Raw genomic sequence first — 22,014 nt, 5'->3', positions numbered from 1 at the left:
CAGTGGGTGCCACTCAGGTCGCGGTCCACGCGCAGCAGATTCCGATCCCGCCGATCGACTACGCCGCCATCACACCGGTGCTGGTCGTGCTCGGCGCCGCCTGCATCAGCGTGCTCGTCGAGGCGTTCGTGCCCCGCCGGTCCCGCTGGACCACCCAGGTCGCGCTGAGCCTGCTGGCCCTCGTCGCCGCCGGGATCGCCCTCGGGCTGCACGCCCGCTCCGGCGGCACCGGCGTCACCACGCTGTCCGACGCGCTGGCCGTGGACGCGCCCACGCTGTTCTTGTGGGGGACGCTGCTCGGCCTCGGCATCGCGGCGATCCTGCTCATCGCGGACCGCTCGGTGGAACCCGGTGGCGCGTTCGTCGCCGAGACCGCCGCCGAAGCCGAACAGGACCCCGGCAACCGCGGCGGGGGCACCGGGATGCGCACCGAGGTGTTCCCGCTCGCCCTGTTCTCGCTCGGCGGCATGATGGTGTTCTGCGCCGCGAACGACCTGCTCACCATGTTCATCGCGCTGGAAGTGCTGAGCCTGCCGCTGTACCTGATGTGCGGGCTCGCGAAGCGCCGCAGGCTGCTCTCGCAGGAAGCGGCGGTGAAGTACTTCCTGCTCGGCGCGTTCGCCTCCGCGTTCTTCCTGTACGGGCTGGCGCTGCTCTACGGCTACGCCGGTTCGGTGCGGCTCGCCGACATCGCCGAGGCCACCTCCACCAGCGACCGCTCCGAGACGCTGCTGTTCGCCGGGATCGGGCTGCTCGTCGTCGGTCTGCTGTTCAAGGCCTCCGTCGGCCCGTTCCACACCTGGACGCCGGACGTCTACCAGGGCGCGCCCACCGCGGTCACCGGGTTCATGGCGGCCTGCACCAAGGTCGCCGCGTTCGGCGCGATCCTGCGGGTGCTGCAGGTCGCGTTGCAGGCGTCCAGCTGGGAGTGGCGCGGCGTGATGTGGGCGGTCGCGATCGTGTCCATGGTGATCGGCGTGGTCCTCGGGCTCACCCAGAACGACATCAAGCGGATGATCGCCTACTCGTCCATCGCGCACGCGGGGTTCCTGCTCATCGGGTCGATCTCCCTCACCGAGCGCGGCCTGTCGGGCACGATGTTCTACCTGCTGGCCTACGGCTTCACCACGGTCGCCGTGTTCGGTGTGATCAGCCTCGTGCGCACCGCGGAGGGTGAGGCTACTCACCTTTCCGACTGGGCCGGGTTGGCGAAGCGTTCACCGGTGCTCGCCGCCGTGTTCACGTTCCTGCTGTTCGCCCTCGCCGGAATCCCGCTGACGAGCGGTTTCATCGGGAAGTTCGTGGTGTTCGAGGCCGCGCTGTCGGACGGGATGGCCCCGCTGGTGGTGGTGGCCCTGGTGGCCAGTGCGGTTGCGGCGTTCTTCTACCTTCGTGTCATCGTGCTGATGTACTTCAGCGAGCCGGCCGCGGACGGGCCCACCGTCAGCGTGCCGGGTGCGTTCACAACCGCGGCGATCACGTTGGGCGTGGTCGTGACGCTGTTGCTGGGCGTGCTGCCCACGGTGGCCCTGGACTGGGCCGGTGTGGGTGGTTTCGTGTCGTAGAGTGCCCGCCCGTAGGGCGACTCGGTGGGGGAGCGAAGGCGACGGTGACGTGAGCAGCCCATCTGGTGAACCGGTCAGGAACGTGGCTGGCAGTACTGCTGCGAGCGGGTTCGACATCGACGATCCGGCGCTGGCCGAGTCGATCTCCGCGGGCATGGCCCGGGTCGAAGCGCTGCTGCACGAGTCGGTGCGCAGCGAGTTCGACTTCGCGACCCGCACTTCGCTGCACCTGGTGGACGCGGGAGGAAAGCGGTTCCGGCCGCTGTTCGCGCTGCTGGCGGCGCACTTCGCGGACCCGTCGCCGGACGAGGTGATCACCTCGGCGGCGGTGGTGGAGATGGTGCACCTCGCGACGCTGTACCACGACGACGTGATGGACGAGGCCACGATGCGCCGCGGCGCGGCCAGCGCGAACGTGCGCTGGGACAACTCGGTGGCGATCCTCACCGGCGACTTCCTGATGGCGCACGCCTCCCGGATGGTCGCCGACCTCGGCGCCGACGCGGTGCGCCGGATGGCGACCACCTTCGAAGCGCTGGTCACCGGGCAGCTGCGCGAGACGATCGGCGCGGGTGAGGGCCAGGACCTGGAGGAGCACTACCTCCAGGTGATCTACGAGAAGACCGGTTCGCTGATCGCGACCTCCGGCCGGTTCGGCGCGACCGCGGCGGGTGCGACCCCGGAGCAGGTCGCGGCGCTGGAGTCGTTCGGCAAGAGCATCGGCATCGCCTTCCAGATCTCCGACGACGTGATCGACATCGCCTCGCCCGCGGCGGACTCCGGCAAGACGCCCGGGACCGACCTGCGCGAGGGCGTGCTCACGCTGCCGATGATCTACGCCAGGGACGCGGCGGACACCGATCCGCGGCTGCTGGAGCTGCTGGGCGAACCGCTGCACGCGGACGAGGACGTGGCGGAGGCGTTGAAGCTGCTGCGCGAGTCCAGCGGCTTGCGGCGGGCCCGCGCCACGCTCGACGAGTACGCGCAGGAGGCGCGGGCGGTGCTGGCGGAGCTCCCGGACTGCTCCGCGCGGACCGCGCTGGAGGCTCTGGTCCACTACGTGGTGGCACGGACCCGCTGACGGCCCGGGCGCGGCCGTCGGGGACCGCTCGGAGCTCGGCACGTCTGCGGTGTCGGACAGTGAACGCTCGGCGCGGGTGAGTCACTCCACCGGGGCTGATCTTGGTCCCGGTCGGGTGGAGTGTTGCGTCGAGGTACGGGGTGGAGCGTGCGCGGAGTAGCCTGTCCACGCTCACGGTGCCCCACGTGGCCTTTGAGGGAGGGCGTCGCCGGTGGTGTGGCTGTTTACGCAGGTGTGGTTGTGGAGTGTCGCCGCGTTCCTGCTCGGTTCTGTGATCACCTGGTTGCTGTTCGTGCTGCCGCTGCGGCGCCGGCTGCGGAAGGTGACCTCCGAGTTCACCGAGTACGTGGAGCACCAGGACGCGCGCCACGACCGGCAGATCTGGCGCAGCCACCAGCCCTCGCCCCCGCTGGGCGTGGAGCGCACCGCGGTGCAGCCGCGCTGGGAGCAGGACGCCGGGCAGCTCGCCGAGCCGGACGAGGACGACGAGCCGCGCACCGCGCGGTTGCCGGAGCCGGAGCGGCCCACGGCGCCGGCCGCGCAGACCTCGGCTGCTCGCACCCCGGCAGCTCAGCCCGCGGCTGAACCCGCGCCCACCGCCACCACCGACGCGCGCGCCGAGGTCTCGGTGCGCGGCGGTTCCCAGGTCGCCGACCTGGTGGTGGACGACGGCGCCACCTGCGCGCACGAGCCCGCCGAGCCGCCCGCCCGCACCCCCGGCGATCCGTCCCTCCCGGTCCGGAACCCGGGCGCCTGGAAGGACGACAGCCCCTACGCGGGCCGGTCCAGCGGTGGCTGGTGGCCCAGCCGCGTCCGCGAGGACGAGGACAGCGGTCCGCGGCCGGAAACGGCCCAGCGTCCCGAGCAGTCCCCACGTCCTGAGCAGGATCAGCGCCCCGAGCAGCCCCAGCGCTCCGACGCCGCGCAGTCGAGCCGCCAGCCCGCCGGAGCGCCGTGGACCATCCCGAACGACCAGGACGGCGGCGAGGACGCCGAACGCCCCACCTCCGCGGACATCGGCCAAGCGCTCGGGCGCGGCGCGAACACCGACCCGGTGGCCGACCGGCCCGCCGAATCGGCCAGCACCTGGTTCCAGAAGAACGCCGCCGCCGACGAGTCCGAGATCGCCCGCCCCGCCCGGTCGGCCGCGCCGACCGGCGACGGGACCGAGATCTTCACCCGGCCCGAGACCCCGCTGCGCCCGGGCCCGCCCGGGCTCTCCGGCGCCGCCGAGCTGTCCGCCGCGCTGGGCCTGTCGGATCTGTCGGATGCGCCGCGGCCCGCCTCGGAGGCCCCGCGCGACGCCGAACCGGCCCGCGAACCGGAAGCCGAACCGACCTGGACCGAACCGGCCCGGGCCGGGGACGATCACGGCTTCGCGGGGAACCTGCGCGCGCTGGTGGAGAGCCGGGCGCACGAGTTCACCGACCAGGCCGCGCCCGAGCAGGACTCGGACGTCCCGGTGATCGCCGAGTCCGAGCAGACCCCGCTGCCGCGCCGCACTCCCGGCGCCGGCCCGCGCCCCGGCATGCAGCAGCGCCCCGGCCGGTCGCAGGCGGCCTGGCACGCCGATCCGCAGGCGCAGGCGAACCGCAGGCGCGAGTCGCTGGCCGCGCCGCAGGAGCCGTCGCAGCAGGACGGCCACATGGTCAAGGGCGATTTCGCTTCGCGCCGCTACCACGCCCCGGACTCGCCGCACTACGACCGCGTCGTCGCCGAGGTGTGGTTCCGGACGGAGGCCGACGCGGAGGAAGCGGGCTTCCAGCACTGGAACTCCGGCTCCTGACGTGACCCGAAGCCGCCTCCGCCACGTCGCGGGGGCGGCTTCGTCGTGCGCGCCTCAGGGCTGCGGCGGGCGCTCCAGCAGCCGGGACAGCACGACCGTGGACACGGTCCGGCTGATGAACTCGACGCCGCGCAGCCGTTCCAGCGCCGTCTCCAGGTGGTGGATGTCGGCGGCCCGCAGGTGCACGATCGCGTCCGCGGGCCCGGACACCGTGTAGGCGGCGACGACTTCGGGCAGCGGTTCGAGCCCGCTGCGGATGCGGTGGGTCGGCACGTTCCCGTGGCAGTGCACTTCGACGAAGGCCTCGGTCCCCCAGCCCAGCGCCTCGGGGTCCACGACTGCGGTGAAGCCGCGCAGCACGCCCTGGTCCAGCAGCTTGTCCACCCGCCGCTTCACCGCGGGCGCGGACAGACCCACCACGGCGCCGATCTCGGCGTAGCTCGCGCGGGCGTCCGTCACCAGCTGCGAAACGATTCGCTGATCCAAGGTGTCCATGCGCAACATACTGCCGCATTTCGCGCAATGGAGCGTTGTTGAAGGTCGCCGGAGGCGGGATTAGATTTCGTATCATGACGACCGCCCTTGTGGATCCGCGCGCCGAGACCCGGACCGGATCCCGCACGCCGACGCCGCGCGACTACGTGATGTGCCCGCCGGAGCACTTCGCCGTGGAGTACGTGATCAACCCGTGGATGGACCCGGACCGCCCGGTGGACGTCGAGCTCGCGCTGCGCCAGTGGGAGGAGCTGAAGCGCACCTACGAGCGGCTGGGCCACTCGGTGTCGGTGGTGCCCGCGCAGCCGGGGCTGCCGGACATGGTGTTCGCGGCGAACTCGGGCACGGTCATCGGCGGCCGGGTGCTGGGATCCCGGTTCCGCGCCGAGCAGCGCGCCGCGGAGGCCGAGCACTTCCGCCGCTGGTTCGCCGGGAACGGGTACCGCGAGATCGTGATGCCGTCGCGGATCAACGAGGCGGAGGGCGACTTCGCGTGGACCGGCGGCCTGCTGCTGGCGGGCACCGGCTTCCGCACCGACCCGGAGGCGCACGCGGAGGCGCAGGAGGCGCTGGGCGTGCCGGTGGTGTCGTTGCGCCTGGTCGACGCCCGCTTCTACCACCTGGACACGGCGCTGTTCGTGCTCTCGCAGGGTGAGCACCCGCAGATCGCCTACTACCCGGAGGCGTTCTCGGCGGGTTCGCGGCGGGTGCTGGAGCGGCTGTTCCCGGACGCGGTGGTCGCGGACGCCGCCGACGCGGAGTGCCTGGGGCTGAACGGCGTGTCCGACGGGCGGCACGTGGTGCTGCCGCTGGAGGCGACGGGCTTGGCCGCGAAGCTGCGCGACCGCGGTTACGAGCCGATCCACGTGGACGTCTCGGAGCTGCGCAAGTCCGGTGGCGGACCGAAGTGCTGCACGATGGAGCTGCACGGCTGACCGGCCGCGCGGACGGGGGCGCCGACGGTTCCCCGCAACCGCCGGCGCGGAACGATCACTGCTCCAGCACTGCCTGCACGCCGAGTTCGATCTCGATGGTCGGACCGACGACGGCGATGCCCTTGGCGAGGGTGGCCTGCCAGTTCACCGCGTAGTCCTCGCGGCGCAGCGTGGTGGTGGCGCGGCAGGCGGCCCGCCGGTCGCTCTCGAACCCGGGGCCCTGCCAGGTCCGCTGCCCGAGGTAGGCGGTGTCGAGCTGCACGTTGCTGCTGGTGCCGCGGAGCGTGAACGCGCCGTCGATGAGCCAGCGGTCGCCGCGGACCTGGTGGAACTTGGTGCTGCTGAAGTACAGCTTCGGGTAGTTCTCCACGTCGAGGAAGTCCGCGGACTTCAGGTGGGTGTCCCGCATGTTGACGCCGGTGTCGATGCTGTCCGCGTCGATGACGACGTCGATCCGGGAGTCCTCGAAGCGCCGCGCGACCTGGATCTGGCCTTCGAAGGAGTTGAACCGGCCGCGGATCTTCGACATGCCGACGTGCTGCGCGACGAAGTGGATCTCGGTGTGGGTGGGGTCGAAGGTCCAGGTGCCGGGCTGCGGCAGCGCCAGCGAGTTGTCCGACTCCAGCCGCACGCCGCCGAGCGAGGTGTGCTGGTTGACGCGGACCTCGATGCGAGCGCTCTTGCGCTTGAAGCCACCCGCGTTGATCGAGATCTTGTGCATGCCCGGTTGCACCGTTGCGAGGAACGAGCCGTAGCTGTCCGTGTCGGCCTGTGCGATCTGCTGGTTCAGCCGGTCGGTGATGGTGACCGTGGCACCCGGCAGCAGCTTGCCCATCTCGTCGTGCACCTGGCAGCTGATGACGCCGCCATCGAGGGGGGTTTCCGGCAGGTAGCCGGCGTTCCCGGCGCCGGGCCGTGGTGCGGCGCCGGTGTTCCCGCGGCGCCTGCGCAGTTTGGCGAACATCTTGGATCCTTTCCGCTCTCCCGCCACCCCCTGTGCGGGAAAGTCGTTCTTTCGGTGGCGCGGGTCATGCTAGGCCGAAACGATCTCGGCGTCCCGGTCCCGTGCACACTGATCCAAACTGTGCAGGTCATCGTTGCACAACGGTCGAACCGGTCTGGACCTCTCGGGTGGTGCGCGGCACTCCGCGGCAGCGGAACTTCACCCGCGCGCCGCGCGTTTTCCCAGTGGATCCCGACCGGGACGGCGCAACGATTCCGCAGGTCGGGGGCGATCCCAGGAAGGTCCGGAGGCGAACGAGCGGTGAGCGGCGACAGGCACGGAGGGCACAGCGCGGTGGGTGGGCACTTCAACGGACTCAAGACCGCGCTGCTGCTGGGCGGGATGAGCGCCCTGGTCCTTCTGGTGGGCTCCTTGTTCGGCCGGCTGGGCCTGGTCGTGGCGCTGGTCGTGGCGCTCGGCATGAACGGCTACGCCTATTTCAATTCGGCAAAGCTGGCGTTGCGTTCCATGCACGCACGACCCGTCTCGGAGGCGGAGCAGCCCGCGATGTACCGCATCGTGCGGGAGCTGGCGACCTCCGCGCGGCAGCCGATGCCCGCGCTCTACATCAGCCCCACCCGGGCGCCGAACGCGTTCGCCACCGGCCGCAACCCGCGCAACGCCGCGGTCTGCTGCACGACCGGCATCCTCGAACTGCTCGACGAGCGCGAGCTGCGCGCCGTGCTCGGGCACGAGCTGTCCCACGTGTACAACCGGGACATCCTGATCTCCAGCGTGGCCGGGGCGTTGGCCAGCGTGGTCACCTTCCTGGCGAACTTCGGCATGCTGTTCGGCATGTTCGGCGGGCGCGACGAGGACCGGCCGAGCCCGGTCGCGATGCTGCTGATCGCGCTGCTGGGGCCGGTCGCGGCCGCGGTGGTGCAGATGGCGGTGAGCCGGTCCCGCGAGTACCAGGCCGATGCCTCCGGCGCGGAGCTCACCGGCGACCCGCTGGCGCTCGCCTCCGCGCTGCGCAAGCTGGAGCGCGGCACCCAGCAGGCGCCGCTCGCCCCCGAACCGCAGCTGGTCTCGCAGTCCCACCTGATGATCGCGAACCCGTTCCGGCCGGGGGAGCGGATGGCCCGCCTGTTCTCCACCCACCCGCCGATCAGCGATCGGGTGCAGCGGCTCGAAGGGATGGCCGGCCGCAGGCTGCTGCCCTGACGCGTCAGGTCCCGGCGCCCGCCGAGCGGGCGACCTCCATGACGTACTCGCCGTAGGCGGACTTCGCGAGTTTGCTGCCGAGCGCATGGCACTGGTCGGCGGAGATGAACCCCATCCGCAGCGCGATCTCCTCCAGGCAGGCGATCCGGACGCCCTGCCGGTGCTCCAGCACCTGCACGAACTGCCCGGCCTCCAGCAGCGAGTCGTGCGTGCCCGTGTCCAGCCACGCGTAGCCGCGCCCCAGCTCGGTGAGGTGGGCGCGACCCTGCCGCAGGTAGGCCATGTTGACGTCGGTGATCTCCAGCTCGCCGCGGGGTGAGGGCGCCAGGCCGCGGGCGATCTCCACCACGTCGTTGTCGTAGAAGTACAGGCCGGTGATGGCCTTGTTCGACCGCGGCCGCTCCGGCTTCTCCACGATGGAGACGAGCTTGCCGTCCGCGTCGACCTCGCCCACCCCGTAGCGGTGCGGGTCGCGGACCGGGTAGCCGAACAGCGTGCAGCCGTGCAGGTCCCGGGTGGACTGCTGCAGCACTCGCGAGAAGCCCTGGCCGTAGAAGATGTTGTCCCCCAGCACCAGCGCCACCGGGTCGCCGCCGATGAAGTCGGCGCCGATCACGAACGCCTCGGCGAGCCCGTTCGGCTGCGGTTGCTCCGCGTACTCGATGTTCAACCCGAGCTGCGAGCCGTCCCCGAGCAGGCGCTGGAACAGCGGCAGGTCCACCGGGGTGGAGATCAGCAGCACGTCCCGGATCCCGGCGAGCATCAGCACCGACAGCGGGTAGTACACCATCGGCTTGTCGTAGACGGGGAGCAGCTGCTTGGACACGCCCTGCGTCAGCGGGTGCAGCCGGGTGCCGCTGCCTCCTGCGAGCACGATTCCTCTCACCCGGCATCCCTCCAGAGCCCGTGGGTCGGTCCCCACGGTAGTCGACCGGATTCGGGGATCCGTGCGGTTTCCCGGCGGCAGTGGGCCGCCGCACTGCCGCATCGCGCTGGGCGGGCCAGGTGATGGGCCTCCTGGGCCGCCGGGCGCTGAACCTTCCTGGATCGTCTTCTCCGCGGCCCCGATGCCCGCGTCGCCCCCGTTCGGGCGACTGCGGCGATCGTGGGCGGTGCTGCGGGTGCGTTCCGACATCCCGGACCGGGTGCTGCCTCCCCGTGATGGCACCCGGCCCGGCCGCGCCGGTCCGCGTCGGGGCGTCCGACGATCAGCGGAAGTTCTCGAACTGCAGCGCCACGTCGAAGTCGGTGGCCTTCAGCAGCTGGATGACGTTCTGCAGGTCGTCCTTCTTCTTGCCGGAGATCCGCAGCTGGTCGCCCTGAATCTGCGCCTGCACGCCCTTCGGGCCCTCGTCGCGGATCTTCTTCGAGATCTTCTTCGCGACGTCCTGCTCGATGCCCTGCACCACCTTGCCGCTGACCCGGTAGATCTGCCCCGAGCTGGCGGGCTCACCCACGTCGAAGGCCTTCAGCGAGATGCCCCGCTTGATCAACTTCTCCTTGAAGACCTCGACCGCGGCCCGGCACCGCTCCTCGGTCTCGGACTCCAGCACGATCCCCTCCTGGCCGGACCACTGGATCTTCGTGCCGGTGCCGCGGAAGTCGAACCGGTTGGCGAGCTCCTTCGCCGCCTGGTTCAGCGCGTTGTCCACTTCCTGCCGGTCCACCTTGCTCACCACGTCGAACGACGGGTCTGCCACCTCGCGCACCTCCTGTTGAAACGGGCCCTGTCGCCCGGACACGCTACCGGCCCCACCCCCTCGGGAAGCGGTCGCCGCGAGTCTGTATCCTTGTTCCCGCAAGCCAGCGCGAGCCGGCTAGCGACGCCAGGTTGCCCGAGCGGCCAAAGGGAGCTGACTGTAAATCAGCCGCGCAAGCTTCGGAGGTTCGAATCCTCCACCTGGCACACCAGCCGAAACGGCCCGGTGACCTGCAAGAACAGGGTCACCGGGCCGTTTGCTGTTGTACGGCTGTGTACGGCCGCTACCGGCTCTGTACGGCTAGTTCTGGCCAATCCCTGGCCACGGCCCGAGGGCCGCGCCGACCCGATCACGGGCGGCCTGCTCGCCCCCGTCGAGGCACTTCGCGTACACCCGCAGGACAGCAGCGTTCGAGCCTGCACCGGATTCGCCACCGACTGCGAATCGACCTGGCGGAGACGCGCGGTAGGCCGCTTCCCCTTGACCGCTTCCAACGGGTTGTCCGTCAGAGCCGTCTTTGCCCAGACCGTGCCCGAACTTCCCGAACCACCACCGAGACAGCCGTGTTTTCCGTAGGATCATCTCCGCATTGACCTTGATCCGGTGGGCGGACCTGCACAGATCATCAAAGTTCAGCTGGGGGATGACATGACTGGAACAACGGGCAAGAGGGCCCGGATGGCGATCCTGACTTGCGCGGTGGCCGGGACGGTCGGCCTGATCGGGTCGACAGCGCAAGCCGCTGCGCCCGAAGAGGCAACGGCTCCCGCGTCACAGGCGCACGCGTACGGTGGCTGGTACGTGGCGGTCGATGACAATGTGAACGTCCGCAGTGCTCCCAGCCTCGGCGCTCCGGTGACCGGCAAGCTGAACAGGGGAGACCGGGTTGTGATGCCGCAGCAGGGCGTGCACGGCGATACCTTCGGCCCAGTCTGCGGGCATGCCGTACCCAACAATGTCTGGTGGCCGATCGAATATTTCGGCGGGATCCACTACGTGGCGGCTCCCTGCCTGACACAGGGCGAGTGAGTTCACGCGGTCACCTCTGAGTGGCGACATGAAATGGGATCGGTCTTCGCGTGGACGCATGATGGAGCACCCGGTCAATCAATGGTCACATTGACCCGCGCCACAAAGTCTCCGCACGTCAGAGCTTTACAGGCGCCACTCTGCAAATCGGCCGCGCAAGCTTCGGAGGTTCGAATCCTCCACCTGGCACACCAGCCACAACGGCCCGGTGACCTGCAAGAACAGGGTTACCGGGCCGTTCTGCGTTGTCCGGTCGCCTGACGACGACCCCGCGTCGGCTGGGTTTGGGCGTTCTCTGGCAGTCGAGCCGCTCCGAAACCGTCACGTGCGGCTTGTCCGTCGCGGCTGAGGCACTTCGCGTCCGCCCGTAGGGCGTGAAACTCCGTACCGGCTCAGGTCGTGATCCGACAGGGCTCCGTGGGGAGTGGAGTCAAGTGGAATCGTGACGTGCGGGGGTGTTCCACCTCCGAAGGGAGATGTCAGACGGGCGCCTTCCTGCCGCTCATCGCAGGATGCCGACGACGGCCCAGGTGTTGGCGACGGGTGATGCCGGGTCGGGTTCGGAGTCCGGCCGCCAGTTCGTGACGAGCGTGGCGCCCGGTTCCAGGACCTCGTATCCCCCCAGCAGCCCGGGGGCTTCCGCGATGGGGCGCGGGAAAACCGGGGTGGAGGTGCGCTGGTAGATCGCCAATCCTTCGTCCACAGTGGACCGAGCGAGGCTTTCGGCGGTGGTGTGCGAGATGGCCAGGAAGCTGCCGGGGACGCAGGCGTCGCGGTAGGTGGCGAGGATTCCCGCCGGGTCCTGGTCGTCGCGCACGAAGTGCAGCACGCTGATCGCGAGGACCGCGACCGGCTTGCTGAAGTCCAGCAGGTTCGCCACGCCGGGCGCGGACAGCACTTTCTCGGGTTCGGTCAGGTCGGCCTGGGTGACGGACACCCGTTCGTCGCCGCGCAGCAACCGGCGGCTGTGCGCCACCGCGATCGGTTCCCGGTCCACGTAGGCGATGCGGGCTTCCGGGTCGATCTGGTGGGCGATCTCGTGCACGTTGCCGACGGTGGGCACGCCGGAACCCAGGTCGAGGAACTGGTTCACCCCGGCGTCCAGGCACATCCGCACGGCGCGGCCGAGGAAGGCGCGGTTCGCGCGCGCGGTGGAGGCCACGCTCGGCAGCACCGCGATCTGCTCGTCGGCCGTGGCGCGGTCCACCGCGAAGTTCGCCGAGCCGCCCAGGTAGTAGTCGTACATCCGGGCCGCGTTCGGACCGCTCGTGTCCGGGCTACCGGTGATGCCGGACAGGTCGGGCGCGGACTGCCGTTCCGGGTGCACCGGAACCTCCTCTGCTGAGACGGTGAGCAACGGGAAGTATGCGCGGTCGGCCGGTGCGAACGACAGAGCGAATCTCTGGCGGCGGACGTCGAACTGCTGCGCCGCCACCTCGGTGTCGACCGGTGGATGGTCTTCGGCGGGGCGTGGGGTTCCACGCTGGGGCTCGCGTACGCGGAACTGCACCCGGAGCGGGTCACCGAACTCGTGCTGTTCAGCGTCGGCACTACCACGCACCGCGAAGTCGAGTGGATCACGCAGGACATGCGGCGCGTGTTCCCCGAGCAGTGGGAGCGGTTCCGCGCCGGCGTCCCCGCGGCCGACCGGGACGGCAGGCTCGTCGACGCCTACAGCCGGTCGCTGCACGACCCGGACCCCACCGTGCGGGCGAGGGCCGCGCTGGACTGGTGCCGCTGGGAGGAAGCGCACGTGGCGGTGGGCCACGCCCGCCCCGATCCTCGCTACGCCGACCCGGAGTTCCGGCTCGCGTTCGCGCGGCTGGTCACGCACTACTGGCGGCACGACGCGTGGTTCGCGGACGGTGAACTGCTGCGGAACGCGGTGCGGCTCAACAGGATCCCGGGGGCGCTGGTGCACGGCCGGAGCGACGTGAGCACGCCGCCGGACACCGCGTGACACCTGGCGCAGGTGCGGACCGACGCGGAACTGCGCCTGGTCGACGACCAGGGGCACGGCGGGCGCGCTGCCGTGGCGGACGTGCTGGTCGAGGTGACGGGCCGCTTCGCCGGGCGCTGATCCGGTCAGCCGCTGCTGGACGAGTGGGCCGACGACCAGGCGTCGCGCGCGGCGCGCTGCGTCCGCGTCACCTCCGCGAACGTCCCGCCTTCCTCGTGCTCGGCGAGCGCTTCGGCGATCCCGGTGAGCACGTCCGAGGTCTCCGCCGCCGCGCGGGCGAACGACGCGTGCAGCGGTTCCGGCACCGAGCTCGTCGGGCCCTCGTCGGGCCCCGCGTCCCGGTCGATCGCGACCGCGGCGTCCCAGGACGCGCTGACCTGGGCGAACGCGTCCAGCAGGTTGCGCCAGGCGGTGATCTGCTCGGTGGTCGGTTCCGGTGCGTTCATGGGTCTCCTTCCGCCGGTCTCCGCCGGAGGGTGCCCACCCCGGGACGCGATCACGCGTGGTGGTCGAGCTCGTCCCGCGGCACCGGACCGGCGCGCCGGGGCTCTGATTCGGAGTGGTCGTGCGCGGTGCCCCCGCGCCGCTCGCGGTCCCACCCCGGTAGTCGCGGCCCACCGTTCGAGCTGGTCGGTGGCCTGACTTCGATGCACCGCGCGACGCACGACCTCGACCGGTACGAGCCGTACCGCATCTCGCTGGCGATCAAGGCGAACCGGCTGGTGTTCGTCCCCGGTCAAGCGGGGATCGACGAGCACAGGCCGCACCGTCGGCGCGGGAGACCGGGCCCGCGCCGCCCGGGAGGGGCGATCGGTCCGGACCCGATCGGTCGATGCGCTGCTCAGGCCGCTCGCTGGCATCGAGGACGTCGAACTCGCCTGAGCGGCCGGGGCGCGGTCAGGTGTGGAAGACGAGTTCGTCCGCCTGCGCCAGCCCGTCCTCCAGGGCGGTGCGGTCCGCCGCGGCGAGGGTGTCGGGAAACCCGGGTCCGGCCGCCTTCACCAGCACCAGGAGCTTCTTGCCGATGCCGCGCGCCTGGGTGGTTCGGAGCAGCGGGGCGCTCAGCGCGCTCCGGGAATCGGTGATCAGCCGCCGGTAGCGGTGGTTGAGCTCGGCGTGCTCGTCGAGGACGGCCAGCGCCGCCGCGAGGCGGGACAGCTCGGGGGAGGGGACCAGCTCTTCCGACACGCACCGCAGGTTAGAGGTCGCGGTCGAGCCCGCCCTGCGCGGTGCCTACCTCGCATCACCCGAACGGAGGGCGGTCGAGGGCGTCGGAGCACCGCACTCCCGAACGACTATGGGGATGTGAAGCGACCGCAGGTGCAACCGGACCCGGCGGCGGCGTTGCTCGAGATGTACGACGAGGCGCTGCCGCACGTGTACGGCTACCTGCTCGGTCGTTCCGGGGATCACGCGTTGAGCGAGGACCTGACCGCGGACACGTTCCTCGCGGCGGTGCAGGCCGCCCGGAAACGGTCGGGGAGTCCCCCCACGGTGGCGTGGCTGGTCGGCATCGCCCGGCACAAGCTCGCCGACCACTGGCGCGCGATCGGCCGGGAACGACGCGGGCTGGAACGGCTGGAACAGCAGGAACCACGGGACGACGAGGACCTGTGGGACGTCCGGTTGGACGTGTTGCGGGCACGGGAGGTGCTGGCGAGGTTGGGCGAGCACCATCGCGCGGCGTTGACGCTGCGCTACCTCGACGGGCTGCCCGTGCCCGAGGTCGCCGAGCACCTCGACCGGACCGTGCACGCCACCGAGGCGCTGCTGGTCCGGGCCAGAGCGGCATTCCGCCGCGAGTACGAAGCAACCAGCGACGCATCGGGCACCGGAGGAGGGCGACGGCGATGACCGACCCGTTCGACGCTCTTCGCGAGCCGATCGTGCCCGCCGAGCCGTCTCCGCAGTTCGCCGGACGACTGCGGGACCGGCTGGAGCGCGCGCTGCTCGACGACCGAGGAGTGACCATGACCGACACCGAATCCACCCGCACCGGCGCCGCCCGCGAGCAGCGGGTGGACCTGTCCGACCGGGTGGCCATGACGTTGACGCCGTACCTCGCCGTGTCGGACGCGCAGCGGGCGATCGACTGGTACGGCGCGGTGCTGGGTGCCCGGCTGCGCGCCGAGCCGTACGCGATGGCCGACGGCAGGCTCGGGCACGTGGAGCTCGACGTCGGTGGCAGCGCGCTGTTCCTGGCCGACGAGTTCCCCGAGATCGACATGCTCGCGCCGGTGCACCGCGGCGGCGCCAGCACGACCCTGCACGTCGAGGTTCCCGACGTGGACGCCGTCGTGCAGCGCGCGCGGGAGCACGGCGCGACCGTGGTGGGCGACGTCGAGGAGCACCCCTACGGCCGCTCCGGCCGGTTCGACGACCCGTTCGGCCACCGGTGGATGATCATGACCCCACCCGGGCGGGCCGAGGTGAGCTCCGAACCGGCGGCGCCGCGGCCACCGCGGCACGGGGACATCGACTACATCACCATCGCCACGCCGGACACCGCGCTCGCGAAGGAGTTCTACGGCGCCGTCCTCGGCTGGCGGTTCGGTCCCGGCAACGTCGAGGACGGCTGGCAGATCGAGGACGTGCAGCCGATGGCGGGGATGCACGGCAGCGACACCGGCGAGGTGACGCTGTGCTTCCGCGCGGACGACCTGGACGCCACGCTCGCCGAGGTGCGGGCGCACGGCGGGAACGCGGAGGAGCCCGCGGACATGCCCTACGGACGGCTCGCGACCTGCACCGACAACCAGGGGCGGACGTTCTACCTGCTGGGGGCCGCCGAGTGATCCGCAGGAACCGAACATCCGAATCCGACTTCCCGCGGCCGGCCACCCGGACCTGAGATCTCAGGGCCGAGCGCGCCCGATAGCCGGGCACGCAGGTCTCTCCACCCAGATCCGAAAAGCCGGCCCCGGGGAATCGGCCCGGAGGCCACAGGCCCGAGGGGCCGAGCCGAACCAGCGGGCCGACAGCGGGCCCCGCACCACCGCCACGAGCAGTCCGACGGGACTCGCCACCCGACCTGGCGAGGCGAGGAACCGACGACAGGAGGGGTTCAGCCGTGAGAGCGATCACCAGCCGCACGCCAGCCGCTCCACCGCGACACCCGCACGACGATCAACGTCAGGTGCGGTGGTCGCTGCCGGTACTGCTCGTACTTCGCCGCGAGCGCCGCCACCAGGTGCGGGTGCTGTTCCGCCTCGGCGAGTTCGGCGAGCCCGTCGGCCCGTGCCCACCACAGCCGCTCCCAGTCCTCGGCGTAGTGGTCCACCAGCAGGGCGACCTGCGGATTCCGCTCGATGTTGCGCAGGCGCCGCAGGGAGGTCGTCGACTTCGGCTTGTGGTCGACGGCGGTGACCAGCAGGTCGCCGTCGACCGCGAACGTGACCGGGACGAGGTGCGGCAGGCCCGCCGGGTCGGCGGTCGCCAGCCGGGCCACCCGGGACTCCCGGAACCAGTGGCGAGCCTGCTCGTGGCCGATGCGCATCGTGGAGCCCACTCCGTACCTTCGTGGTGTGCGAGCAGTTTCCGAACCAGGATCCGACACCGCGGTCGGTCCCAGCTACGCGGAGCACCGGCACTGGCTCCGCTACCAGGAGTTCTTCCCCAGCGGGCTCAGCCTGGAACCCGAGCCGGACGCGGAACCGCGCGGCTCGGCGAGCCGACGCCTGGCCGGCCGGGGCCTGCCGGCCGAGGCACTGCCGAACACGGCGGTGCAGCCCGAGGCACCGGCCCCGGGCATGCCGGTCGAGGAGTGGTGGTCCTGGCGCGGCAGACGCGTGCACCTGGACCGGATCGCGCGCCTGGACGCGCCGGCGAAGGTCATCGCGCTGCACGGGATCGGCGGCTACGGGCGGATGCTCACGCCCTACGGGCGGCTGCCCGCGCTCGCCGACCTGGAGTTCCTCGCGCCCGACCTGCCGGGGTTCGGCCTGACCTCCAGCGGACTGCGCAACGTCACCTACGCCGGTTGGCTGCGGTGCGTCACCGACCTGGTCGCGGCCGAGCGGCGAACGGACCAGCGGCCCGTGGTCCTGATGGGTGTGGGATCGGCTGGGCGGTTGGCCTACGACGTGGCGGCGCGCGCGGGAGCCGGTGGTTCGGTCGCCGGAGTGCTGGTGACGGGGCTCGCGGATCCGCGTCGCGACGAGGTGCGCCGCATGCTGGCGACCACGCCCGAGGTGGGCCGGTGGTCCGGACTCCTCGGGCTGCTGCCCGGTTCGGTGCCGATGCCGCTGCCTCCGGCGTGGGCTCCGGTGCGGTGGCTGGTGAACATCGCCGCGATGTCGAACCACGCCCAGTTCGCGCACGCCATCTGGGCCGACCCGCTCGCGGGCGGGAACTGGATGTCGCTGGGCTTCCTGCGCAGCTACCTCGTCGCCGCGCCCGCGGTGGAGCCGGAGGACTACGCGGGTCCGCCGGTGCTGCTGGCGCACCCGGCCGAAGACCGGTGGAGCCCGCCGCGGTTGTCCCAGGAGTTCTTCGACCGGCTCGGCGCGCGGGGGCGGTTCGCCGAGCTGAACGGGGCGGGACACCTGCCGACCGAGGAATCGGGGCTGGCTGATCTCGATCGAGCGGTCCGTGATTACGTAGACGAACTAGGCTTGACCTGACCGTTGCTCCGATTGACGGAACTGCGGTCACTCGCCGTGTTTCGTGGATACTCTCCGCATGGTCACTGATCGGTTGCTGCGGCCTTTTTCACATCGCCCGCTGCCGGGTCGTCGGGACGTGGCGGCACCGCAGCGGCCAGGATGGTACTGGTCGAAGCCGCTGGTCAGTTCGATGTCTGCGCAGGTGGTCCGAGCGCGCACCGCGCGCCGGTCGCCCGGAAAACGGATCTTGACGGCGCTCGGCGGGCCGCTCGGCCCTGGCCAACCGTGCCCGTCGTGAGTCACGATCGGCTCGGCAATCCGGTGCGACATTCGTGTCGCCGGGCAGGAGGAGGGTGGATGATCGAGAGTCACCACACCCTCGATCCGGAGGCGACGCTGGACACCCCGCGTCCGCCGGTGCGGGCCGAGGTCGATCCGGCGCGTCGGCGGGTGTTCACCGCGTTCTCCGCGGTCACGCTCCTGGTCGGACTGCTCGTCTCCGGTCTGACGTCCTCCGCGCTGGAGTTCCGCTACGACGCCAGCCTGCTCTACATCGGGCCGCTGCTGGCCATCGGCTTCCTCGTCGCCGAGCAGCTCACCATCGACGTCGACGTCAAGCGCGTCGGCTGGACCATCTCCTTCACCGAGATCCCGCTGATCCTCGGCCTGCTGACCGCGCCGTTCGAAGTGGTGCTGGCGGCCAACCTGCTCGCGGGGCTCGGCGCCCAGGTCGGGCGGCGCGCCGCCACCCACGTCGTCTACAACGCGGGCGTGCTGTGCCTGGAGATCGCGGTCCCCTTCGCGGTCGCCACGGCCGTGCAGCGCTCCCTGCCGGAGACCGCCCCGGACTGGTTCGGCCCGGTCGTCGGCACCCTCACCTCTCCGCTGATCAGCTGCGCCTTCGCGCTCGCCGCGCTGCACGTGCTCGGCGGGGCGATGCGGGTCAGCGCCGCCGGGCGGTTGTCCGTGCGCACCCTCGCGGTCGGCCTGCTCAACACCTCGGTCGGACTGATCGGTTACGAGGTCGCCAAGAGCACCCGCTGGGGTTGGCTGCTGGTGGCGCTGGTCGCGGTCGCCGTCGTCGGGCTCTACCGCGCCTACTCCGGGCTGCTGCGCGAGCAGCGCGACCTGGAGGCGCTGAGCGACGTGAGCCTCAGCGTCGCCAGATCCGGCCAGGCCGCCGTGCGCAACCCCTCCGAACCGGAGGACGACACCACCTCCGTCACCGAGTGGGAACCGGTCGCGGAACGCATCCGCGAACAGCTCAACGCCACCCGCGTGGTGCTGCGACTGCGGCTGGACCCGCGCGGCGAGGTGAGCACCCTCGTCGCGGGCGAACCGCTCCCCGAAGCCGCCCGGATCGCGGGGCCGCACGCGCTGCGCGACGACCCGCTGCTGCAGCTGCCGGGCAGCCACGTGCGGTCCTTCCGCACCCTCGAAGCGCCCGACGAAGTGCGCCGCGCGCTGCGGATGCGCGGCGCTTACGAATCGCTGGTGGTGCCGCTGCGCGGCGCGAACCAGCTGCTCGGCGCGGTGGAGGCGCACGACCGGGTCAGCCGGTGGCGCGGGTTCGGCCGCGCCGACGTGCGGTTGCTGCACACCCTCGCCAGCCACCTGGCGACCGCGATGGACAACCGGCGGCTGCTGGCGCGGTTGCGCCACGACGCCTACCACGACCTGCTCACCGGGCTGCTGAACCGCGCGGGCTTCCGCGAGATGGCGGCAGAAGAGCTGCGCGCCGGGCGGACCGCGGTGGTGCTGCGGGTGGACCTGGACCTGCTGACCACGGTCAGCGAAGCGCTCGGCTACACCTGGGGCGACCGGATCGTGGTCGCCGCCGGGCAGCGGATGCTCGGCGAGCTCGGGCCGGAGGTGCCGCTGGCCCGGTTGGAGGCCAACTCGTTCTCGGTGCTGCTCATCGACCACACCGAGGAGCAGGCGCACGCGGTCGGTACCCGGCTCTGCGAGGTCATCGGGGAGTCGTACCCGCTGGACCGGCTCGTCGTGGAGGCGGGTGGCGTCGCGGGCTTCTCCTCCTCGGCTCCGGCCGACGCGGAGGCCGAGAACGACATCGACACGCTGCTGCAGCACGCCGACGTGGCGGTGCGCGCGGCGCGCAACGCCAAGGACGTGGTCCGCGGCTACGCCCCGGCCATGGGCCAGGTGTTCCTGCGCCGCTTCCAGCTGGTCACCCAGTTCCGGCAGGCGCTGGACACCGGCCAGGTCGAAGTGCACTACCAGCCGAAGGTCGCGCTGCCCGGCAGGCAGGTCGTCGGCGCCGAAGCGCTGGTGCGCTGGTGGCACCCGGAGTACGGCCGGCTCGACCCGGACGAGTTCGTGCCGGTGGTCGAGGCCACCGGGTTGGTCGACGCGCTGACGTCCTTCGTGATGGAACGCGCGCTGATCAAGGTGCGGGAGTGGATGGACCGGGACCTGCGGATGTCGGTCGCGGTGAACCTGTCCGTGCGCAACCTCAACGACGAGTCCTTCCCGGACCGGGTCGCGGAGGCGCTGCGCCGCCACGACGTGCCGCCGGAACTGCTCACCTTCGAGCTCACCGAGTCCTCCGTGATGGAGGAGCCGGAGCGCTCCATGCCGGTGTTGCGGCGGCTGCACGCGCTCGGCGTGGTGCTGGCCGTGGACGACTTCGGCACCGGCTACTCCTCGCTGGCGTACCTGCGGACGTTGCCCGTCGACGAGGTGAAGATCGACAAGAGCTTCGTGCTCGGCATGGGCACCGATCTCAGCGACATGGCCGTGGTGCGCACCATCGTGGAACTCGGGCACTCGCTGGACCTGGTCGTGGTCGCCGAGGGCGTGGAGGACGACGCCGCCCGGGACCAGCTCGTCGGGATGCGCTGCGACATCGCGCAGGGCTACTTGATCTCGCGGCCGCTGCCGGAGGACCGGCTGGAGGCGTGGCTGCAGGCCCGGACGGTGAAGGCCCGCGGCGCCAAGTCCGAGACGGTGCTCACACTGGTGCACTGATCGTCCGCGGTGGCCGGATCCCGGCTCCTGCGGTCGAGAAGTGCCCGCTGAGCTGGGACTACCCCGAAAGAGGACCCCCGTCGCAAGGCCGGTTCGGCGGGTGTGTAGAGTTCTAATCGCTCCGCAAGGACATGCCCCAATAGCTCAGTCGGCAGAGCGTCTCCATGGTAAGGAGAAGGTCTACGGTTCGATTCCGTATTGGGGCTCGGAAAACAGTCGCGGTGCTCGGGTATCTGGGTGCTGCGGCTGTTTTGCATGAGGTAACCTCGGTGAAGAACCTGTCAGGTTGTCCTCGGCGGTGTAGCTCAGTCGGTAGAGCAAGCGGCTCATAATCGCTGTGTCGTCGGTTCAAGTCCGGCCACCGCTACCACTTCGGTTCGCCCACGCCTGTCGAGCGAGCCTCCTAGGACGCAGTACGAGAGAGGAAGGGCACCTCCGTGGCCGCCACCGACGTTCGCCCCAAGATCACCTTGGCCTGCGAGGAGTGCAAGAACCGCAACTACATCACCAACAAGAACCGGCGCAACGACCCGGACCGCTTGGCGATGAAGAAGTTCTGCCCCCACTGCGGTACGCACCGCACCCACAAGGAGACTCGCTGACCACAGCGCTCCCGACGGACTCGGAGAACCCGCCCGGCCTGCTGGCCGCGGCGGGTTCTTCGCGTCTGGTGCCGGAGTCCGGTGGTGCGGTCGGTAGCCTGCGCTGGTGCCGCTAGACCAGTCATTCATCGGACGTGAATACCCGCCCACGGAGCCCTACGAGGTCGGCCGCGAGAAGATCCGCGAGTTCGCCGACGCCATCAAGGACTCCTCGCCGCTGCACCGCGACGCCGCGGCCGCGCAGGCCGCCGGACATCCGGACGTGATCGCCCCGCCGACGTTCGCGGTGATCCTCTCGATGCGCGCGCACGACGCGGTGGTGGCCGACTCCGCGCTCGGGCTGGACTACAGCAAGGTCGTGCACGGCAACCAGCGCTTCACCCACCACCGCCCGATCCGGGCCGGGGATGTGCTGCGCACCTCCGTGGTCGTGGACGACATCAAGGCCCGCGCGGGCAACGACTTCCTCACGGTGCGCGCCGAGATCGCCACCGCGGACGGCGAACCGGTGTGCACGGCGATCTCGACGCTGGTGGCGCGCGGTACGGCGGAGCAGGGGGAACAGGCATGACGGTGCGGCTGTCCGAGGTGTCCAAGGGCGACGAGCTGCCCGCGCTGAGCGTCGCGGTGACCCGCGAGGACCTGGTGCGGTACGCGGGCGCGTCCGGGGACTTCAACCGGATCCACTGGAACGAGCGGTTCGCCACCGAGGTGGGCCTGCCCGACGTGATCGCGCACGGGATGTTCACGATGGCGCTGGCCGGTCGGCTGGTGTCGGAGTGGACCGGCGACCCGGCGGCGATCGTGGACTGCTCGGTGCGGTTCACCCGCCCCGTGGTGGTCCCGGACGACGGGGTCGGGGCGCGGGTGGAGCTGAGCGGCAAGGTGTCCGCGGTGAACGAGGACGGCACCGCGAAGGTGCTCATCACGGCCCGCAGCGACGACCAGTCGGTCCTCGGCGGCGCCAACGCCGTCGTGCGGCTGCCGGAATAGCGGCTGATCGGCTCCGAGCGGCGTCATGGGCGCGGCCCGGCAGTCCGGAGAGGATCACGGCCCGCGCGCGGCCCTGGGTGCGGTTCAGCCCTCGGAACGGGCCGCGCGC

At 71.1% G+C, this 22,014-nt stretch carries 22 protein-coding genes and 3 tRNA genes; 17 read left to right on the top strand and 8 right to left on the bottom strand.

From position 1 onward, the window contains the following. Nucleotides 1-2: 2 nt before the first annotated feature. From nuoN to LCD31_RS07765, 3 genes are all read left to right on the top strand, one after another. Nucleotides 3-1,565 (top strand): NADH-quinone oxidoreductase subunit NuoN, encoded by a 1,563-nt coding sequence (gene nuoN, locus LCD31_RS07775; RefSeq protein ID WP_224956929.1) that lies wholly within the window; start codon nucleotides 3-5, stop codon nucleotides 1,563-1,565. Nucleotides 1,566-1,614: 49 nt separating this feature from the next. Next, entirely contained in the window at nucleotides 1,615-2,646 is a 1,032-nt protein-coding gene (locus LCD31_RS07770) for a polyprenyl synthetase family protein (RefSeq protein WP_373689989.1), read from the top strand. 211 nt (nucleotides 2,647-2,857) lie between these two features. Further along, nucleotides 2,858-4,432, top strand: coding sequence for a hypothetical protein (locus LCD31_RS07765; RefSeq protein ID WP_224956928.1), 1,575 nt, complete (start codon nucleotides 2,858-2,860; stop codon nucleotides 4,430-4,432). Nucleotides 4,433-4,486: 54 nt separating this feature from the next. Here LCD31_RS07765 and LCD31_RS07760 read toward each other — a convergent pair whose 3' ends face one another. Next, a complete protein-coding gene (locus LCD31_RS07760) occupies nucleotides 4,487-4,927 on the bottom strand; it encodes an Lrp/AsnC family transcriptional regulator (RefSeq protein ID WP_224956927.1) in 441 nt (146 codons plus the stop codon). A gap of 74 nt (nucleotides 4,928-5,001) precedes the next feature. Between LCD31_RS07760 and ddaH the strand changes: the two genes are divergently transcribed. Beyond that, nucleotides 5,002-5,862, top strand: coding sequence for a dimethylargininase (ddaH, locus tag LCD31_RS07755; protein WP_224956925.1), 861 nt, complete (start codon nucleotides 5,002-5,004; stop codon nucleotides 5,860-5,862). Nucleotides 5,863-5,917: 55 nt separating this feature from the next. On the opposite strand, the gene LCD31_RS07750 is transcribed toward ddaH, so the two are convergent. After that, nucleotides 5,918-6,826, bottom strand: a complete 909-nt coding sequence (locus LCD31_RS07750; protein ID WP_224956923.1) for a YceI family protein — start codon at nucleotides 6,824-6,826, stop codon at nucleotides 5,918-5,920. A gap of 333 nt (nucleotides 6,827-7,159) precedes the next feature. Here LCD31_RS07750 and htpX point away from each other — a divergent pair, with 333 nt between their 5' ends. After that, complete coding sequence (gene htpX / locus LCD31_RS07745; protein ID WP_224956922.1) at nucleotides 7,160-8,029, top strand: zinc metalloprotease HtpX; 870 nt, start codon at nucleotides 7,160-7,162, stop codon at nucleotides 8,027-8,029. 4 nt (nucleotides 8,030-8,033) lie between these two features. On the opposite strand, the gene rfbA is transcribed toward htpX, so the two are convergent. Then, nucleotides 8,034-8,915: a glucose-1-phosphate thymidylyltransferase RfbA gene (gene rfbA / locus LCD31_RS07740; protein ID WP_224956921.1), complete on the bottom strand. Its 882-nt coding sequence runs from the start codon at nucleotides 8,913-8,915 to the stop codon at nucleotides 8,034-8,036. 322 nt (nucleotides 8,916-9,237) lie between these two features. Continuing rightward, nucleotides 9,238-9,729, bottom strand: a complete 492-nt coding sequence (locus tag LCD31_RS07735) for a YajQ family cyclic di-GMP-binding protein (protein WP_224956920.1) — start codon at nucleotides 9,727-9,729, stop codon at nucleotides 9,238-9,240. 125 nt (nucleotides 9,730-9,854) lie between these two features. Between LCD31_RS07735 and LCD31_RS07730 the strand changes: the two genes are divergently transcribed. Next, nucleotides 9,855-9,935 (top strand) — tRNA-Tyr (locus tag LCD31_RS07730). Nucleotides 9,936-10,332: 397 nt separating this feature from the next. Further along, nucleotides 10,333-10,758 carry an SH3 domain-containing protein gene (locus LCD31_RS07725; RefSeq protein WP_224956919.1) on the top strand — a complete coding sequence of 142 codons (426 nt, stop codon included), beginning with the start codon at nucleotides 10,333-10,335 and terminating at the stop codon, nucleotides 10,756-10,758. 502 nt (nucleotides 10,759-11,260) lie between these two features. Here LCD31_RS07725 and LCD31_RS07720 read toward each other — a convergent pair. Continuing rightward, a complete protein-coding gene (locus tag LCD31_RS07720) occupies nucleotides 11,261-12,085 on the bottom strand; it encodes an SAM-dependent methyltransferase (RefSeq protein WP_224956918.1) in 825 nt (274 codons plus the stop codon). Between the two features lie 75 nt (nucleotides 12,086-12,160). Here LCD31_RS07720 and LCD31_RS07715 point away from each other — a divergent pair, with 75 nt between their 5' ends. Next, nucleotides 12,161-12,718, top strand: a complete 558-nt coding sequence (locus tag LCD31_RS07715) for an alpha/beta fold hydrolase (protein ID WP_224956959.1) — start codon at nucleotides 12,161-12,163, stop codon at nucleotides 12,716-12,718. Nucleotides 12,719-12,843: 125 nt separating this feature from the next. On the opposite strand, the gene LCD31_RS07710 is transcribed toward LCD31_RS07715, so the two are convergent. Both LCD31_RS07710 and LCD31_RS07705 read right to left on the bottom strand, forming a co-directional pair. Further along, complete coding sequence (locus LCD31_RS07710) at nucleotides 12,844-13,164, bottom strand: hypothetical protein (protein WP_224956917.1); 321 nt, start codon at nucleotides 13,162-13,164, stop codon at nucleotides 12,844-12,846. 451 nt (nucleotides 13,165-13,615) lie between these two features. Beyond that, nucleotides 13,616-13,906 (bottom strand): hypothetical protein, encoded by a 291-nt coding sequence (locus LCD31_RS07705; RefSeq protein WP_224956916.1) that lies wholly within the window; start codon nucleotides 13,904-13,906, stop codon nucleotides 13,616-13,618. Between the two features lie 165 nt (nucleotides 13,907-14,071). On the opposite strand from LCD31_RS07705, the gene LCD31_RS07700 reads away from it, so the two are divergent. Together LCD31_RS07700 and LCD31_RS07695 are read left to right on the top strand one after the other, a co-directional pair. Then, entirely contained in the window at nucleotides 14,072-14,572 is a 501-nt protein-coding gene (locus tag LCD31_RS07700) for a sigma-70 family RNA polymerase sigma factor (protein WP_255614190.1), read from the top strand. After that, the gene (locus tag LCD31_RS07695) at nucleotides 14,569-15,513 is read left to right on the top strand and encodes a VOC family protein (protein ID WP_224956912.1); all 945 of its coding nucleotides are present in this window, start codon (nucleotides 14,569-14,571) and stop codon (nucleotides 15,511-15,513) included. The genes LCD31_RS07700 and LCD31_RS07695 overlap by 4 nt, the downstream gene beginning before the upstream one ends. Nucleotides 15,514-15,782: 269 nt before the next feature. Here the strand turns inward: LCD31_RS07695 and LCD31_RS07690 are convergent, their stop codons facing one another. Then, nucleotides 15,783-16,214, bottom strand: coding sequence for a TIGR03668 family PPOX class F420-dependent oxidoreductase (locus LCD31_RS07690; protein ID WP_224956958.1), 432 nt, complete (start codon nucleotides 16,212-16,214; stop codon nucleotides 15,783-15,785). Between the two features lie 28 nt (nucleotides 16,215-16,242). Between LCD31_RS07690 and LCD31_RS07685 the strand changes: the two genes are divergently transcribed. From LCD31_RS07685 to LCD31_RS07655, 7 genes are all read left to right on the top strand, one after another. Next, a complete protein-coding gene (locus LCD31_RS07685) occupies nucleotides 16,243-17,340 on the top strand; it encodes an alpha/beta hydrolase (RefSeq protein ID WP_224956911.1) in 1,098 nt (365 codons plus the stop codon). A 339-nt stretch (nucleotides 17,341-17,679) separates the two neighbouring features. Further along, on the top strand, nucleotides 17,680-20,310 hold the full coding sequence (locus tag LCD31_RS07680) for a bifunctional diguanylate cyclase/phosphodiesterase (protein ID WP_224956910.1): 2,631 nt from the start codon (nucleotides 17,680-17,682) through the stop codon (nucleotides 20,308-20,310). A 133-nt stretch (nucleotides 20,311-20,443) separates the two neighbouring features. Next, a tRNA-Thr gene (locus tag LCD31_RS07675) sits at nucleotides 20,444-20,516 on the top strand. An 88-nt stretch (nucleotides 20,517-20,604) separates the two neighbouring features. Beyond that, nucleotides 20,605-20,680 (top strand) — tRNA-Met (locus LCD31_RS07670). 67 nt (nucleotides 20,681-20,747) lie between these two features. Beyond that, nucleotides 20,748-20,912, top strand: coding sequence for a 50S ribosomal protein L33 (gene rpmG, locus LCD31_RS07665; protein ID WP_224956909.1), 165 nt, complete (start codon nucleotides 20,748-20,750; stop codon nucleotides 20,910-20,912). Nucleotides 20,913-21,018: 106 nt separating this feature from the next. Continuing rightward, nucleotides 21,019-21,483 (top strand): MaoC family dehydratase N-terminal domain-containing protein, encoded by a 465-nt coding sequence (locus LCD31_RS07660; protein WP_224956908.1) that lies wholly within the window; start codon nucleotides 21,019-21,021, stop codon nucleotides 21,481-21,483. Further along, on the top strand, nucleotides 21,480-21,905 hold the full coding sequence (locus LCD31_RS07655; protein WP_224956907.1) for a MaoC family dehydratase: 426 nt from the start codon (nucleotides 21,480-21,482) through the stop codon (nucleotides 21,903-21,905). The genes LCD31_RS07660 and LCD31_RS07655 overlap by 4 nt, the downstream gene beginning before the upstream one ends. Nucleotides 21,906-22,014 lie beyond the last annotated feature (109 nt).

It is taken from the genome of Saccharopolyspora sp. 6M, from assembly GCF_020176775.1.
Classification (GTDB): Bacteria; Actinomycetota; Actinomycetes; order Mycobacteriales; family Pseudonocardiaceae; genus Saccharopolyspora_C; species Saccharopolyspora_C gregorii.
This window is presented reverse-complemented; position numbering and strand designations above follow the sequence as displayed.